This window comes from Nisaea acidiphila (genome assembly GCF_024662015.1).
GTDB classification, from domain to species: Bacteria; Pseudomonadota; Alphaproteobacteria; order Thalassobaculales; family Thalassobaculaceae; genus Nisaea; species Nisaea acidiphila.
Map to the genome: position 1 here is coordinate 4,631,625 of NZ_CP102480.1, position 15,040 is coordinate 4,646,664.

General features: G+C 62.2%; 13 protein-coding genes. 5 read left to right on the plus strand and 8 right to left on the minus strand.

Translation table 11 applies throughout. From position 1 onward, the window contains the following. The first annotated feature begins 21 nt into the window (after positions 1 to 21). Positions 22 to 1,362 (plus strand): ABC transporter ATP-binding protein, encoded by a 1,341-nt coding sequence (locus NUH88_RS21665; RefSeq protein WP_257768928.1) that lies wholly within the window; start codon positions 22 to 24, stop codon positions 1,360 to 1,362. Then, on the plus strand, positions 1,359 to 3,041 hold the full coding sequence (locus tag NUH88_RS21670; RefSeq protein WP_257768929.1) for a glycosyltransferase family 4 protein: 1,683 nt from the start codon (positions 1,359 to 1,361) through the stop codon (positions 3,039 to 3,041). The genes NUH88_RS21665 and NUH88_RS21670 overlap by 4 nt, the downstream gene beginning before the upstream one ends. Positions 3,042 to 3,052: 11 nt before the next feature. On the opposite strand, the gene arsC is transcribed toward NUH88_RS21670, so the two are convergent. The 4 genes from arsC to NUH88_RS21690 are packed head-to-tail and all read right to left on the minus strand — an operon-like array spanning position 3,053 to position 5,555. Beyond that, a complete protein-coding gene (gene arsC / locus NUH88_RS21675; protein ID WP_257768930.1) occupies positions 3,053 to 3,400 on the minus strand; it encodes an arsenate reductase (glutaredoxin) in 348 nt (115 codons plus the stop codon). A 10-nt stretch (positions 3,401 to 3,410) separates the two neighbouring features. Beyond that, positions 3,411 to 4,202 (minus strand): enoyl-CoA hydratase-related protein, encoded by a 792-nt coding sequence (locus tag NUH88_RS21680; RefSeq protein ID WP_257768931.1) that lies wholly within the window; start codon positions 4,200 to 4,202, stop codon positions 3,411 to 3,413. 4 nt (positions 4,203 to 4,206) lie between these two features. Then, complete coding sequence (locus NUH88_RS21685; protein ID WP_257768932.1) at positions 4,207 to 4,833, minus strand: class I SAM-dependent methyltransferase; 627 nt, start codon at positions 4,831 to 4,833, stop codon at positions 4,207 to 4,209. Further along, positions 4,830 to 5,555: a ribonuclease activity regulator RraA gene (locus NUH88_RS21690; protein ID WP_257768933.1), complete on the minus strand. Its 726-nt coding sequence runs from the start codon at positions 5,553 to 5,555 to the stop codon at positions 4,830 to 4,832. Before NUH88_RS21690 ends, NUH88_RS21685 begins: the two co-directional genes overlap by 4 nt. A 154-nt stretch (positions 5,556 to 5,709) precedes the next feature. On the opposite strand from NUH88_RS21690, the gene NUH88_RS21695 reads away from it, so the two are divergent. Further along, positions 5,710 to 6,723, plus strand: coding sequence for an aldo/keto reductase (locus NUH88_RS21695; protein WP_257768934.1), 1,014 nt, complete (start codon positions 5,710 to 5,712; stop codon positions 6,721 to 6,723). Here NUH88_RS21695 and NUH88_RS21700 read toward each other — a convergent pair. The 3 genes from NUH88_RS21700 to NUH88_RS21710 form a co-directional block, all read right to left on the minus strand. Continuing rightward, positions 6,720 to 8,435 (minus strand): alpha/beta hydrolase family protein, encoded by a 1,716-nt coding sequence (locus NUH88_RS21700; RefSeq protein ID WP_257768936.1) that lies wholly within the window; start codon positions 8,433 to 8,435, stop codon positions 6,720 to 6,722. The genes NUH88_RS21695 and NUH88_RS21700 overlap by 4 nt on opposite strands. 45 nt (positions 8,436 to 8,480) lie before the next feature. Beyond that, positions 8,481 to 10,199, minus strand: coding sequence for a S9 family peptidase (locus NUH88_RS21705; RefSeq protein ID WP_257768938.1), 1,719 nt, complete (start codon positions 10,197 to 10,199; stop codon positions 8,481 to 8,483). Between the two features lie 117 nt (positions 10,200 to 10,316). Then, on the minus strand, positions 10,317 to 10,679 hold the full coding sequence (locus tag NUH88_RS21710) for a TfoX/Sxy family protein (protein WP_257768940.1): 363 nt from the start codon (positions 10,677 to 10,679) through the stop codon (positions 10,317 to 10,319). A 253-nt stretch (positions 10,680 to 10,932) separates the two neighbouring features. Here NUH88_RS21710 and typA point away from each other — a divergent pair, with 253 nt between their 5' ends. Continuing rightward, positions 10,933 to 12,759: a translational GTPase TypA gene (gene typA, locus NUH88_RS21715; protein ID WP_257768942.1), complete on the plus strand. Its 1,827-nt coding sequence runs from the start codon at positions 10,933 to 10,935 to the stop codon at positions 12,757 to 12,759. A 107-nt stretch (positions 12,760 to 12,866) separates the two neighbouring features. Next, positions 12,867 to 13,268: a rhodanese-like domain-containing protein gene (locus NUH88_RS21720; RefSeq protein ID WP_257768944.1), complete on the plus strand. Its 402-nt coding sequence runs from the start codon at positions 12,867 to 12,869 to the stop codon at positions 13,266 to 13,268. 62 nt (positions 13,269 to 13,330) lie between these two features. Here NUH88_RS21720 and NUH88_RS21725 read toward each other — a convergent pair whose 3' ends face one another. Next, positions 13,331 to 15,013 (minus strand): methyl-accepting chemotaxis protein, encoded by a 1,683-nt coding sequence (locus NUH88_RS21725; protein WP_257768945.1) that lies wholly within the window; start codon positions 15,011 to 15,013, stop codon positions 13,331 to 13,333. Positions 15,014 to 15,040: the final 27 nt, after the last annotated feature.

Below are 15,040 nucleotides of genomic sequence, written 5' to 3' on the forward strand. Positions count from 1 at the left end.
GCCGCGCACGAGAGGGATTGAATGAGCATGCAGGACGCCGCGTCCATGACCGCGAGAGAAGCGACGGACGAAACCTTCGCCATCGATATTTCAGGCATCACCAAGGTCTTCAACGTCTATCGTCAGCCGCTCGATCGGCTGAAGCAGGCTCTGTTTCGCGGGCGACGGAACTATTTCACGCCGTTCACAGCTTTGCAGAACGTTTCCTTTCAGGTGCGCCGGGGCGAGACCGTCGGCATCGTCGGGCGCAACGGTTCCGGAAAGTCGACTCTGCTGCAGATCGTCGCTGGACTGTTGAACGCGACTGAGGGCAGCGTCACCGTGAATGGCCGCGTCTCGGCTTTGCTCGAACTCGGGGCCGGGTTCAACCCCGCGGCAACCGGGCGCGAGAACATCTATATGAACGGCGCGATCCTGGGGCTTTCGCAGAAGGAAATCGACGACAGGTTCGACGACATCGTTGCCTTTTCCGGCCTCGCCGAATTTCTCGACCGGCCTGTCGAAACTTATTCGAGCGGGATGTTCGTGCGTCTTGCCTTTGCCGTGGCGGTTAGCGTCGATCCGGAGATCTTCATTGTGGACGAGGCGCTCGCGGTCGGGGACGAGGGCTTCCAGCGCAAATGTTTCGCGCGGATCGAGGAACTGAAGCGGCGCGGGGCGACAATCCTCTTCGTCAGCCATGCGGCGGGTATGATCACTCAGCTCTGCGACCGCGCGGTGCTGCTCGATCGTGGCGAGATGCTGATGGACGGGTCTCCGAAAGCCGTGATCGCGAGCTATCACAAGCTCACGCATGCGCCGCCGAACCAGTTCGAGGCGGTTCGCGAGGAAATCCGGAGCGACGAAACCGTCCAGACGGATGCGAACGAGGCGCACGACGTGCAGATGGTGCCTGAGAGCCGTACCTCCTATGTCAGCCTTGGCGCGGAAATCCAGGATCCGCGGGTTGAGACTCTGGACGGCAAGCCGGTGAACCTGCTGGTGCGGGGGCGCAAATACATCTTCCGCTATCGCGTCGCCTTCACCGAGGACCGCGAGAAGGTCCTGTTCGCGATGATGGTGAAGACCATGCAGGGTGTGCTCCTGGCGGGCCGGACGACGCACAGCATTCGCCGTCACGTGCCGGACTACAGTGCGGGCGACGTCATCGATGTCGTCTATGAGTTCGAATGTAACCTGACACCGGGAACCTACTTCCTGAATGCCGGTGTGAACGGTCTCTACGAGAACGAGCGAAAGTCGCTCCATAGGATCATGGATGCGGCGATGTTCAAGGTTCTGCCGGATGACGACGACACGATCACGGGTATGGTCGCGATGGATGTCGTGACACGGGTGGAGCGCGTGGGAGCCGCCGGATGACGGACGCACTTGCGCCGGTTTCCATCTTTGTCGCGGGATCGAGCGGGTTCGGCGTCGGTGCCAATCCGTTTGGCAAGGACATTGCCAATATCGGCCTGTTCCGGGCGATCGCGCGGTATTCGAGAGCCGAAGGTGCGCTCAACTTCGTCGATTTCAACACCATGCCCGAAGAGGTTCTCCGCTCCGGTCTTTCTGACGGAAAGCCGCTGGCGCGGAAGGTGACTCGAAGCCCGCTCTTCGATCTCGACACGCTGGAGCGCTCCGGCTGCCTGTTGCGCGGGAGCGCGGATATCTCCGATCTTGCCTGGACAAGGCGGAGTCGCTCGGACCGGGCTTTCAGCATTGTCGGCCTCGTTCATACGCTGGCGCCGCCGGGGATTCGCGAGTACGTGGCGCGTTGCGCGATTTCTCCGATTCAGCCTTGGGATGCCCTGATCTGCACGTCGCCGGCGGTCAAACAGGGGCTTGAGCAGATGTTCGGCGAGCTGAACGAATTCGCGGCCGCACGGCTGGGAGTCGAGGCGGCGCGCAGTCCGATGCCGCACCTGCCTGTCATTCCGCTCGGTGTGGACGCCGGGACAATCGAAGCGAACCTTGCCGTGACCGGTGGGCGGGACGCGGCTCGTGCCGCGCTTTCGATCACCGAGGACGAGGTCGTCGTGCTCTGGGTCGGCCGGCTTTCCTTCTACGAGAAAGCCCGCCCGTCGCCGATGTTCCAGGCCGTCGAGGCCGCGGCCAAAGCCTCGGGAAAAAAGATCCGCTTCATCATGGCGGGTTGGTTTCCCAACCCGGAGGAGGAGCGTGGGCTCTACCAGGAGGCCGCACAGGCGCATGCGCCGTCCGTGACGGTCGAGTTCGTGGATGGCAACGACCGGCATTTGCTGGACCGCTGCTGGGCAGGCGCCGATATCTTTCTCTCGCTCGTCGACAACATCCAGGAAACGTTCGGTATCACGCCGCTTGAGGCGATGGCCGCCGGGCTGCCGGTCGTCCTGAGTGACTGGGACGGTTACCGGTCGACCGTGCGAGATCAGATCGAGGGCTTCCAGATACCGACCCTGTTTCCACGCGCGGGGAACGGGGGGCTCATGGTCGACCGTCACGTGCTCGGCCTCGACAGTTATCAGCAATACGTATCCGTGGTCGGCCAGCACACGGCGGTCAATGTCGATGCCGCCGCCGCCGCGATCGCGCGGCTTGCCTCCGATCCGGGGCTCCGGACGCGGATGGGCGAAGCCGGCCGGGAGCGGGTGCGGAACAGTTTCGACTGGCCGGTCGTCGTCTCGCAGCTCGACGATCTCTGGGAAGAGCTCGCGGAGCGTCGCAACAGCGCCCAAGGCTATGGAGAGAATGGCGCTTGCGGGCGAATGGGCAATCCGGTGAAAGGCGATCCGTTCCACGCCTTCCGGCATTTCCCGACGGCGACTCTCGGGCCGGATACGGTATTGCGGGTAAGTCCTGAGGGCCGCGCCCGCCTGGCGACAGCCGCCCGGGTTAATCTGGACGCTCGCTTGGAGCATTGGCGTGCCCCAGCAGCGGAGCAGGTGCTGACGATGGTCGAGAAGGGCGGAGAAATCCGCTTTGCCGACATCGCGCGCGTTTTCGGGGTGGACCGGAACATGAAGCTGGAACTTCTGGTCGCCTGGATGTGCAAATACGGGATCCTCGATTTCAACTGAGGTTCCGCGATTTAAAGGATCTTCAGAACCGCTTCCGGCGGGCGGCCGAGCGCCGCTTTGCCGTTGGCGATCACCACGGGGCGTTCGATCAGAACTGGGTGCGCATTCATTGCGGCGACGAGCTCATTTTGACTCTTGCCGTTATCCGCTAGCTCCAGCTCCTTGTAGGGTGCTTCCTTCTTGCGCATCAGCGCACGCGGCTCAAGGTCAAGCAATCTCAGAAGCTCTTCCAGTTCTGCGGCGCTCGGCGGTTCTTTCAGGTAGTCCCGGATTTCCGGCTCGATCCCTTTGTCACGCAGGAGCTGCAGCGTCTGGCGAGACTTTGAGCAGCGGGGATTGTGGTAGATGACAACGCTCATTTGACGGCTCCTATCGGCCTTTGAAGTCCGGCGCGCGCTTTTCGAGGAAGGACGCGATGCCTTCCTGATAGTCGTCGGTATACCCGCAATGACGCTGGAACTCCGCTTCCATGTCGAGCTGTTCGGCGAAACCGTTCTCAAGCGAGGCGCGCATGATCTTCTTTATCGAGGCGAGCGCGATCGGCGCCTTGCCTGCCAGCGTCTTGGCCAGTGCCTCGGCTTCGGCCATGAGGCTCTCGTCCTCGACCGACTTCCAGATCAGCCCCCAGTCCGCGGCCTGCTTGCCGGTGATCGGCGTGCCGGTCAGCGTCATGCCGAGCGCCTTGGCAAGGCCGACCCTTCGTGGCAGCACATAGGTACCTCCCGCATCCGGAACAAGGCCGATATTCACGAAGGCCTGCACGAACTTGGTGTTATGACCGGCGAGCACGATGTCGGCGGCAAGCGCGAGGCTGGCGCCGGCTCCGGCGGCGACACCGTTAACGGCGGAGATGATCGGGATCGGCAGGGCGGCCATGCGTTTCACCAGCGGATTGTAGTTCTGCTGGATCGACTGGCTGAGATCGCGCCGTTCGCTCGGATCGGCGGCCTTGCGGTCGGCGAGGTCCTGGCCGGAGCAGAAGCCGCGCCCGGCGCCGGTCACGATGACGCAGCGCGCGCTGTCCGGTTTCTCGAGTTGGGAGAAGACGTCGCGCAGCTCCTCATGCATTTGCGCGGTGATCGCATTGATGCGGTCCGGCCGGTTTAGGGTGAGACGGGCGATCGCATTCTCGACGGAGAAGAGCAGGGTTTCGTAAGACATGTAACTATCCATTGTTGCTCAGGATGAGCCTGGTAAAGGAAACGCCGGGCCGGTTCATTTCGTCTGGTCGGGCGAACCGTGCGAGGCAGGCGAAACCGTGCCGTTGGGCGAGAGCGAGAAAGGGCTCGGCTTCGGACTCATGCATCGGCCGGTCTTCGGGTGCCGGGCCGTGGCGCAGCAGGACGGAGAAGTGACCGCCCGGTGCCAACAGGCCCGCGAGCACCGCCATTCCGTCCTCGCGGAATTCCGGCGGCAGGTGCATCCAGACCGAATTCATCAGCATGAAGTCGAAGCGCCGTCCGAGCGCGCAGACCTTGTCGAGCCAAGGCAGCCGGTCGTCGATCCAGAGCACTTTGCTTTCCGGATGGCGCCGCGCGCCTTCGGCGCGCATACCTTCGGAAGGTTCCGCCGCGACCACGTCCAGTCCAAGTGCTTCCAGCCCGCTCGCATGGCTCCCGTATCCGGCGCCGATATCGAGGGCGGAACCGCCGGGAGCCGGTAGATAGTCGCGGTGGTCCTCGACAAACTCCTCGAACTCGTTCGCATAGGCAGACCATTGCTCTCCAAGCTGGCGTGCCTGGCGGTCATAGACGGCAATGGCTGAGTCGATATCGCCTCCCGCGGTGCTCACGACGCGGCATCCTTCTTCTTCCGCCATTCCTCGTAGCGCGCTTTCGTATCGGCATCCGGCGGGTAGGTGCCGCGCAGCGGGCGGCCGCCACGGACTTCCTCGGTGAGAAATTCCTCGATCTGTTCCTGATCGAAGGCCTGTTCCGCAATTTCCTCGGCGAGATGGGCCGGCAGCACGACGACACCTTCATTGTCGCCCACGATCACATCGCCCGGATAGACCGCGACGCCGCCGCAGCCGATCGGGGTGTTCAGCTCGGCAACCGCGTGATGCTTGATCAGACTGGTCGGCGCGGAGGGACCGGCCACATAGCAAGGAATGTCGTATTCCGCGATCTCCGCCGTATCGCGGATGCCGCCGTCGGTGACGAAGCCGGCGACGCCGCGCACCTCCAAGCGGGTCAGCAGGATGTTCCCGGCGGTCGCTGCGGTCGCGTCCTGGCGCGCGTCGATCACCAGCACGGAGCCCGGCGGCACGGTCTCGATGGCCTTGCGCTGCGGGTGGTCGTAATCGTCATAGGCGCCGATCACGTCGATATCCTCGCGCGCCGGAATGTTCCGCAGCGTGAAGGCCTCGCCGACCATGTTGCGCTCATGGATCGTCAGGCGGCTGACGCCCTGGAGATACTGGTTGCGCAGGCCCCGTTTCAGAAGCTGCGTTGTCAGCGTCGCCGTGCTGACCTGGCCCAGCTTCTCCCGCGCCGCGTCGCTCAGTCCGGGCATTTCGGATCCTCCCCCGTGCCGGATTCTTATCGTGACGCATCAGAGCATGGAGGCTTTGCGATCCTCAAGTGCGGTCGGCGTCCGGGGAAGCTATGCTGTCGTTCCGGATCATCATGGACCGGCTCGCAACAGGGCGCTTCAGGGGAGGAACGTCATGGAATACCGCAATCTCGGCCGCTCGGGTCTCAAGGTCTCGAAATTCTGCCTCGGCGCCATGATGTTCGGCGGTCAGACGGACGAGGATGCGAGCCGCGAGATCATCGCTGAGGCGCGCGAATTCGGCGTCAATTTCATCGATACCGCCGATGCCTATAACGGCGGCGAGTCGGAACGCGTGGTCGGCCGCGCCATCGCGGCGGAGCGGGAATACTGGGTGCTCGCCACCAAGCTCGCCAACCCGATGGACGACAACGATCCGAACGCACGCGGTCTTTCCCGCAAATGGGTGCTGCAGGCCTGCGAGGATTCGCTGGAGCGGCTCGATACGGACTATATCGACATCTACTACCTGCATAAGGAAGACCACTCGACGCCGCTGGAAGAGACGGTGAACGCGCTGGCGGATCTGGTGAAGGCCGGGATGATCCGCTATTTCGGCGTCTCCAACCACCGTTCATGGCGCGTCGCCGAAATCTGCAATCTCTGCGATGCCGCCGGCATCGACCGTCCGGTCGTGAGCCAGCCCTATTACAACGCCATGAACCGAATGCCGGAGACCGAGCATCTTCCGGCCTGCGACTATTACGGCCTCGGCGTCTTCCCCTACAGCCCGCTCGCCCGCGGCGTGCTCTCCGGCAAGTACAAGGCCGGCGCCGAGCCGGAAGCGGGCAGCCGGGCGGCGCGCGCCGACAAGCGCATGATGCAGACGGAATGGCGCGAGGAGAGCCTGGTGATCGCCGAGAAGATCAAGGCCCATGCCGAGGCCAAGGGCGCGACGATCATCGATCTCGCGGTCGGTTGGGTGCTGAACAATGCGCTTGTCACCGGCTCCATCGTCGGCCCTCGCACGATGGAGCAGTGGAAGGCTTACGCGAAGGCCTATCACTACGAGTTCACGGCCGAAGACGAGGCACTGATCAATGGCCTCGTCCCGGAAGGCCATCCCTCGACGCCGGGCTACAACGATCCGGCCTATCCGTTGGAAGGCAGGGTGGCGCTCGTAAGCTAGTTGTCGGGAGGGTCTACGGGGCTGTGTTTGTTGAGCCAGGCGAATATCCGTTGCCATGCATCGCGGATGTTCGCCGGGCTCTCATAGACGTGGTCTTCTCCCCAGTAGCGCACGAATTCGACCTCCCGGCCGAGCCTGTGCAGGGCGGAAAACATCTCTTCCGACTGCGTGATGGGGACATAGTCGAGGTCGCCGTGAAACAGCAGGAGAGGAGCGGTGATCCTGTGCGCGGAGAAGAGCGGGCTGTTGCGGATATAAATCTCGGGATGGTCCCAGGGCGGCCCCGGCAAATGCCAGTTCCGACTCAGCATCTGAGGCCTGGTTTTAAACCATTCGCCGAGAGTGTCATCGTACCGCTGACGGATATCGAACTGGCCGTCCTGATAGGTGAGGTTCGAGATTCCGGCCATGGATATTCCCGACCGGAACAGGTCGGTTTCGGCGAGCAGTGTCTGTACGGCCCATCCGCCCATGCTCGTACCCATAACGTGGAGATGGCTCGGATCGTAAAGGTCCTGTGACCTTGCGGCATCGCATGCCGTCCGAACTGTCGAGGCGAGGAGGGCGGATATGTCGCAGGTCGCGTTTTCATCCGGTTTGAAGGGGATGTCGGGAATCAGGACGGTATATCCACGCGCCGCCAGGAGCTGGAGTGTGAAGAAGGTCGGGGAATTGATCCGGGAATGATAATCGCGCTCCAATGAGACCGCTTGTCCCGGATAGACCCACATGATCGCTGGCCCCGCAATGTTTGGACGCTTGCCCGGCGGCAGGAGGCTTCGGAACTGGACGTCCGTTCCGTCCTCCAGTTTGTAGGGAAAGATCAGATCCCGGGCGGGCGTGATCTCGGCGAGATGGGTATCCGTTTCGAGCAGCAGGGAGACGGATTTGGCGTCCGCCTTGAACAGTCTCGTGCCGTCGTCCTCCTTTACGGCATGGATGGCGATGCCGCGATTTGCATCTTCAGCGAAGATCTTGCTCTGGACGGGGAGCCGGTCGTCTTCGCTCTTGCGGTTTTGGGGGCTGTTGCGGGCCGGCCTTGTTGCAAACGCCTTCAGTTTTTCTGGAGCGGCCGCTGCGCCGGGAAAATCCCGTACTTTACCGGATGTCGTATCGATCAGGCAGAGCAGGGCGTTCGCGCCATAGTCTGGAAATGCCTGGTCAGATCCCAGGACGCTCGCCGTCACGGCCGATCCGGACCACGCCGTTTGCCACGCACGGTAGGCTTTTTCCGCACCTCGATACTGAATGTCGAGACTGATCGGCCGCTCCTCATCGGCGAACAGCTCGCAGGCAAGTTCCGTTTCGCCGAGCCATTGAAACGGGTCTCTACCGATTGTCAGCCGGAGGTTCCTGTCCGTGAGGCGATCCACGTTCCCGCTGGAGGCATCGATCACGAACGGGCTGACGAAATCGCCGTTGCACCCCGCGACAGCGATGCGCGTGCCGCAGGGGGAGAAGAGCGGACAGGAAAGGCCGAGATCCTGAGGCGCTTCGATCCAGTCGATTTCGCCGCTCGAAAGGTCAGCGATGCCGATCCGTCCGCGCGCGCCGCCGCCGAAATACCCGAGCCCGAAACGAGGTGCGTTCTTCATGCCCCTATGCAGGCTGAAGGCGAGTGCGCTGGTGTCGGGTGAGAGAGAAAACTGGGAGCCGAAAAACTCGTCGAAGCTGTGCAGCTTCAAGATGTCATCTACCGTCAGGACACGCATAGGCACTATCTCGCGGTGTCACTGCCTCACTCAAATCAACCGGGTTTACGCGACTTTCCGCATTCCCACCGGGCTTAGCCGGTTCAGCCAGCCGAAGATCCGGTGCCAGGCGTCGCGGACGTTCGCCGGGCTGAGAAATACGTTGTCGTCGCCCCAATAGCGTACGAATTCGACTTCCTTGCCGAGGCGGCAGAGCGTGGTGAACATTTCCTCCGACTGCGCCATCGGCACGGAGCTGTATTCGCAATGGAGCAGCATCAGGGGAGCCTGGATCCGGTCTGCAGAAAAGATCGGGCTGCGGCGGATATAGGCCGCGGGATCCGCTGAGGGCGGACCGGAAAAGTGGTGCCATTTCTCCACGAGTTCGAAATTCAGGCCGGTGCGCTCTTTCAGGCTGTCCTCATGCCGGAAATGCGGCACGAACTGGCCGTAATAGCTGGTATAATTCGAGATCCCGCCGATCGAGATGCCGGAGCGGAAGAGATCGGTCTCGGCCAGCAGCGTCTGCACAGCCCAGCCGCCTTTGAGAGCGCCGAAGGCGTGGATCTGGCCGGCTTCGGCGATGCCATGCGACACCGCTGCGTCGTGCGCCGCCGTCGCTGCGGATACCAGGGTGCCGACGAGATCCGGGCTTGAGCCGGGCTCGAAGTCAAACGGGATCATCGGAACCAGGACCGCGTAACCCTGCGCCGCAATGAGCTGAAGGTTGTAGAAATAGGGGTAGTTGAGGCGGTTGGCGGGGCCGTCGAATTCGGTCAGCCGTTCGTTAGGGTCGACCCACATGACAGCGGGCAGAGGCTGGCCGGGCTCGGCATCGGGGGGCAAGATACATCCGACCAGCGGCGTGCCGCTAGGGGACGAGATGACGGTCCGCGCGCCCGGTGTCACCTCGGCAAGATGTGTATCGACTTCCAGCAGGACCGTCACTTCGTCCGCATTGCTCGCATAGACCCGGGTCGCGTCGTCCTCGCGCGCCGCGTGAATGGCGATTCCGTGTTCCTCGTTCTTTGCGAAGGTCCGTGCGACGAATGGCAGCCGCTCGTCCGTGCACTTTTCTCCGACCTGAAGCAGGCACTGCTTCTGACGGTCGGCAAAAGCGCGTAGTGCGCCGCGCAGTAGCGCGCGGTTGCCATGCTCCCGCAACCTGTTCTTTTTGAGGTCGAAAATAACGACACGCCCGCGATGCGATTCCAGGTTTTCGAAATGGCGAGAACCGAGCACGCTTACGCTTGCCTCCTGGCCGGCCCAGCCGCGTTTCCACATCTGTTGCGCGCGCTCCGGACCGCGGTACCAGAGATCAAGTCCATAGGGCCTTTCGTTCACCTGCAGCAGCTCAAAGGCGAGTTCGCCGACGCCGGTCCAGGCGAACGTCTCCATGCGGATGTCGAGCGCAAGGTTGCGCTGCGTAATGCGGGTGATCTCGCCGGTAGTCGCGTCCAGAAGGTATGGGCTGACGAAAGCGCCGTCCGTTCCGATCAGAGCGAGATGAAGTCCGTCGGGAGACCATTTGGGAGAGAAGAGGGCAATCCCCTCGGGGGCCTCGATCCAGGTCGTGGTGCCGTCTGCGAGATCGGTCAGTCCGAGGCGGGCGCTATGGGCGCCCTCGAGTCCGGCCAGGCAATAGCGATGGTGCGCTGTGCGGCTTTCCCCGCCGTGAAGGCTGTGCGCAAGGATCCGGCCGTCGGGAGAAATATCGAACTGGCTGCCATAACTGCCGGTGAAAGTGTGTAGGGGAATGATGTCGTCGACTGTCAGTGTGCGCATGACGTTTCTCCCGGAATGAATGGGACACCCGACACAAGGCCGGCAGAATGACCGTAATGCGAATGAGTCCTAATCGCAATTCAATCTTTGGTCTTTGCTCCTTGGTGGCGGATCGGCCTAGGACGCGGGAGCCTTCTTGCGTTTCGGCTTGTGGGCCTTGAAGGCCGCATCGATCGCGGTCCGGGCCCAGTCACGGAAAATTTCGGGATCGTCGAGAATCTCCGCCGGCACCTCCCAGTAATTCACCAGCGTCGCGGTCTTTCCCTTGCGCTGATAGCGGAATGGTTCGCTTCCGCGGGATTCGTAGCCGGGTCGAGAGCTTTCATCGACGCGGAAATAAGGCAGGTCGTCGAGCAAGAGGGCGAAATTCACCTCGCCGTATTTGATTCCGTAGCCGCCGAACATGCGATGTGCGCGAATATCGCCGAGCGGCTCCAGCATTTCGGTGATGTAGTCGGCGAGTTCGCTCGATGTCGCCATCTCCGGTCCCCTTGAATTGTTCGCACTATGTTCTCATATTCCCCGGGCGCGGGGAAGCCGCTCCCGCTTCACAACGACGTGGGATGCAGCCATGCAATCCTGCGCTTGTTTTGCGCTGCAATATCCGTATTTTAGCGGCGACCCAGTTTGACCCATGTCCGGGCCGGAGACGCCCGCGGGAATTCAACGCAGTTTTGGACGCCTGGCACCGCGCCGGAAAGCGGCGCGCGGCGATCCCGTACGGAGCCGTTTCATGAACCTCAGAAACATCGCCATCATCGCCCACGTCGACCACGGCAAGACCACGCTTTGCGACGTGCTGCTGAAACAGGCCGGTACCTTCCGCGAGAACCAGCAGGTTCAGGAACGGGCCATGGACAGCAACGACATCGAACGCGAGCGCGGGATCACCATTCTCGCCAAGTGCACCTCGGTCGAGTGGAACGGCACCCGCATCAACATCGTCGATACACCGGGCCACGCCGATTTCGGCGGTGAGGTTGAGCGCATCCTCTCCATGGTCGACGGCGTGGTCGTTCTGGTGGACGCGGCCGAAGGGCCGATGCCGCAGACCAAGTTCGTGCTCGCCAAGGCCCTGAAGCTCGGCCTGCGGCCGATGGTCGTGGTCAACAAGGTCGACAAGCCGGAGCAGCGCGCCTACGAGGTGCAGGACGAGATGTTCGATCTCTTTTCCGCGCTGGAGGCGACTGACGAGCAGCTCGATTTCCCGACGCTCTTCGCCTCCGGCAAGGCCGGCTGGGCGAGCGAGGCTCCGGACGAGACCGGGACCGACATGACGCCGCTGTTCGAGCTGATCGTGAAGCATGTTCCGGCGCCTGACGTCGACGTGGAGGCGCCGTTCCGGATGTTGGCGACCACAGTCGAGGCCGATCCCTATCTGGGGCGTCTTCTGACCGGCCGTATCGAGTCCGGCAAGGTCGCGCCGAATCTTACCGTGAAGTCGCTCTCGCGCGACGGCAAAGTGCTGGAGCAGGGGCGCATCACCAAGATCCTCGCCTATCGCGGCCTCGAGCGGGTGCCGCTGGAGGAAGCCGAAGCGGGCGATATCGTCGCGCTTGCCGGTCTCTCCAAGACCACGGTCGCCGACACGATCTGCGTGCCGGCCGTCAACGAGCCGCTGGAAGCCCAGCCGATCGACCCCTCGACCATCGCCGTGACCTTCTCGGTCAATGACAGCCCGCTCGCGGGCCAGGAGGGCGACAAGGTCACCAGCCGGGTGATCTGGGACCGCCTGATGAAAGAAGCGGAAGGCAATGTCGCGATCCGGGTGAAGGAGACGGCCGACAAGGACGCCTTTGAGGTCTCCGGCCGCGGCGAACTCCAGCTCGCGGTGCTGATCGAGCAGATGCGCCGCGAGGGCTTCGAGCTCTCCATCAGCCGGCCGCGGGTGCTGTTCCAGTCCGACCCGCAGACCGGCCAGCGCCTTGAGCCGATCGAGGAAGTCGTGATCGACGTGGACGAGGAGTTCTCCGGCACCGTCGTCGACAAGCTGCAGCAGCGCAAGGCGGAGATGACCGACATGCGGCCGTCCGGCGGGGGCAAGCAGCGCGTCACCTTCCGCTGCCCGTCGCGCGGCCTGATCGGTTATCACGGCGAATTCATGACCGATACCCGCGGTACCGGCATCATGAACCGGGTGTTCGACAGCTACGGTCCCTACAAAGGCCCGATCCCGGCGCGGCGCAACGGCGTGCTGATCAGCCTGGAGAAGGGTAAGGCGTCGTCCTATGCGCTCTTCAACCTCGAGGAACGCGGCCCGCTGATGATCGGCGGCGGCGAGGAAGTCTATGCCGGTATGATCGTCGGCGAGCACAGCCGCGGCAACGATCTCGACGTGAACCCGCTGAAGGCGAAGCAGCTCACCAACTTCCGCGCCGCCGGCAAGGACGATTCCATCGACCTGACGCCGCCGATCAAGATGACGCTGGAAAAGGCCATTGCCTATATCGGCGACGACGAGTTGGTCGAGGTGACGCCGAACCGGATCCGCCTGCGCAAGCTCTATCTCGACATTCACGAGCGTAAGAAGCACGCGAAGAAGATGGCCGCGGAGGGCTGACCGCCCTGACGGGGACGGGGGCATAGCTGCCTTTCCCGATAGACCATTCCATCGAGACAGCGCCCGTCCTAGGCTCTCCCCGAACGATAATTCGGAGGGAGGGCCCGATGGGCGCCAAGCAGATCAAGACCGTCGAATCCATGGTGGCCGAGGCCAACAAGGAAGTGCGCATTCTCGGCATCGAGGAGGCGAAGGCGATGGTCGGAAACGACGATGTCACGTTCGTCGATGTGCGCGACGTGCGCGAGATCGCCAAGACCGGCCGCATTCCCGGCGCCCGGCATGTGCCGCGCGGCATGCTGGAATTCTGGATCGATCCCGCGAGCCCCTATTTCAAGGACTTCTTCGGCGAGGATAAGACCTTCGTCTTCTATTGCGCGGCCAGTTGGCGCTCCGCGCTTTCGGCCAAGACCGCGCAGGATATGGGGCTGACGCCGGTCGCGCATCTCGAAGGCGGTCTCGGTGCTTGGATCAAGGCCGGCGGCGAGGTCGAGAAAAAAGACGGCTAATCGGGGGGCGGATCCCAGTGACCCGTCCGGCTTAAACTGAGGCAGTTTCTCTTTAGCGCCAATCAGACCGCGCGCACTTCAGCAAGGAACGCGTCCACCTGCTGGCGGAGAGTGCTGACAGACTGATTCATCCGTGAAGCCGTTCCCGTCACATTCTCCGCTGCGGCGCTGGTTTTGGTGGTTGCATCGTTCACATGCGCGATGCTGTTGGTGACCTCGTTGGTGCCGGAGGCCGCATCCTGAACGTTCCGGGAGATTTCCGAGGTCGCCGCAGACTGTTCCTCCACAGCTCCTGCGATCATTGTTGAAGATTCCGAGAGATTGGAAATCAGTTCGGTGACCCGGTTGATCGCTTCGACGGCCGCTCCGCTGGATTGCTGAATCTCCTGGACCTGATTGGAGATCTCCTCCGTTGCCTGGGCCGACTGGTTGGCGAGGCTCTTCACTTCGCTTGCAACGACCGCAAACCCCTTGCCAGCGTCTCCTGCCCGTGCAGCCTCGATTGTCGCGTTCAGAGCGAGCAGATTGGTCTGCTCGGCAATGTCGCGAATGAGAGTGACGATCTCACCGATTTTGTCCGCAGATTGCGCCAAAGCCTGCATCTGAGCATTGGTGCGCTCGCTCTCGGCAACGGCAGAACCGCTGATATTGGAGGCTTCGGAGACTTTGCGTGTTATTTCGCCAATCGACGAAGAGAGTTGCTCCGTCGCTGCGGCGACTGTGTTGACGTTCGTCGATGCCAGCGCAGCAGCCGATGCGACCTGATCTGACTGGACGTTGGTCTGACCGGCCGCATCGGTCATCTCGGTGGCGGTTACGTTCAGATTGGAGGCCATATCGTTCAGTTCCGTCATGGACTGTCCAATCAGGTTTTCGAAGTTCTTGATCGATTGTTCGATCTTTTGCGCCCTTGCGGCGCGCTCTTGTTCCTCGGCCTGCTGGCGCGCGCGCATTTGCTCCCTTTCGAGAAGTCCATCCTTCATGATTGAAAGGGCGTGGGCGATTGCCCCAACTTCATCCCGCCGTTCCTGGTCGGTGATCTCGGTATCGCTTTGGCCTTTGGCAAGATTCTCGATTGTTTCGGTAATGCGGCGAACCGGAGTCGTGATCGCACGCCCGGAAAACACACCGACGGCGAGTGATGCGGCAAAAGCCAGAACAACCACAGCCAAGACCTGCAACTCTGCCATTCGCTGGGCTGCCGCAGCTTCGACCGTAAGGGCGGCAGCATTTTGGGAGAACGTATCCGAAATTGCCTGCGCCATCTTGGAGACTTCAAGTAGGCTAATATGTGCGTCTGTCATCAGCATTGATGCCAAGAACGCGTCGACGGCAACTGTGTCGAGCGTTTCAGTTGCCGTGGCCCTGTAGGCCGAGAAACCCTGCTGCAAGGCCGTTAGGGCCTCTGCGTTTGCCTTGGGGGTCACGCTCGCTATCGAGACAAACCGGGCATCAACGGAGTTGAAAATATCTTGAGCCTCGGCAGCGGCCTTGGCTACGTCGTCGCCGGCAACGCCCGCTTGTTGCCAGCTCAGTGCGCGAAAGAGTGTCGCATGACCGGCGTTCAGGCTGCTTTGCAGTTCCTTGGTCATGACAACCAGCTGCTCCGCCGAAGACGCTTTTTCCCGTAAACTGCTTGTTTTTTGCGATGCGAAGAAAAAGACCCCAGCGATGACGAGAATCATCAGGCAGGCGATCCCCGGAGCAATAAGGGATTTTTGGATTATGGGCAGGTTCTTCAGCATGGCGTCGTTCCGGAAATGATCAATTGA

Bases quoted from the DNA above. Each gene is read 5' to 3' on its own strand.
- NUH88_RS21665 (WP_257768928.1), top strand. From the start codon at position 22: ATGAGCATGCAGGACGCCGCGTCCATGACCGCGAGAGAAGCGACGGAC.
- NUH88_RS21670 (WP_257768929.1), top strand. From the start codon at position 1,359: ATGACGGACGCACTTGCGCCGGTTTCCATCTTTGTCGCGGGATCGAGC.
- arsC (WP_257768930.1), bottom strand. From the start codon at position 3,400: ATGAGCGTTGTCATCTACCACAATCCCCGCTGCTCAAAGTCTCGCCAG.
- NUH88_RS21680 (WP_257768931.1), bottom strand. From the start codon at position 4,202: ATGTCTTACGAAACCCTGCTCTTCTCCGTCGAGAATGCGATCGCCCGT.
- NUH88_RS21690 (WP_257768933.1), bottom strand. From the start codon at position 5,555: ATGCCCGGACTGAGCGACGCGGCGCGGGAGAAGCTGGGCCAGGTCAGC.
- NUH88_RS21695 (WP_257768934.1), top strand. From the start codon at position 5,710: ATGGAATACCGCAATCTCGGCCGCTCGGGTCTCAAGGTCTCGAAATTC.
- NUH88_RS21700 (WP_257768936.1), bottom strand. From the start codon at position 8,435: ATGCGTGTCCTGACGGTAGATGACATCTTGAAGCTGCACAGCTTCGAC.
- NUH88_RS21705 (WP_257768938.1), bottom strand. From the start codon at position 10,199: ATGCGCACACTGACAGTCGACGACATCATTCCCCTACACACTTTCACC.
- NUH88_RS21710 (WP_257768940.1), bottom strand. From the start codon at position 10,679: ATGGCGACATCGAGCGAACTCGCCGACTACATCACCGAAATGCTGGAG.
- typA (WP_257768942.1), top strand. From the start codon at position 10,933: ATGAACCTCAGAAACATCGCCATCATCGCCCACGTCGACCACGGCAAG.
- NUH88_RS21720 (WP_257768944.1), top strand. From the start codon at position 12,867: ATGGGCGCCAAGCAGATCAAGACCGTCGAATCCATGGTGGCCGAGGCC.
- NUH88_RS21725 (WP_257768945.1), bottom strand. From the start codon at position 15,013: ATGCTGAAGAACCTGCCCATAATCCAAAAATCCCTTATTGCTCCGGGG.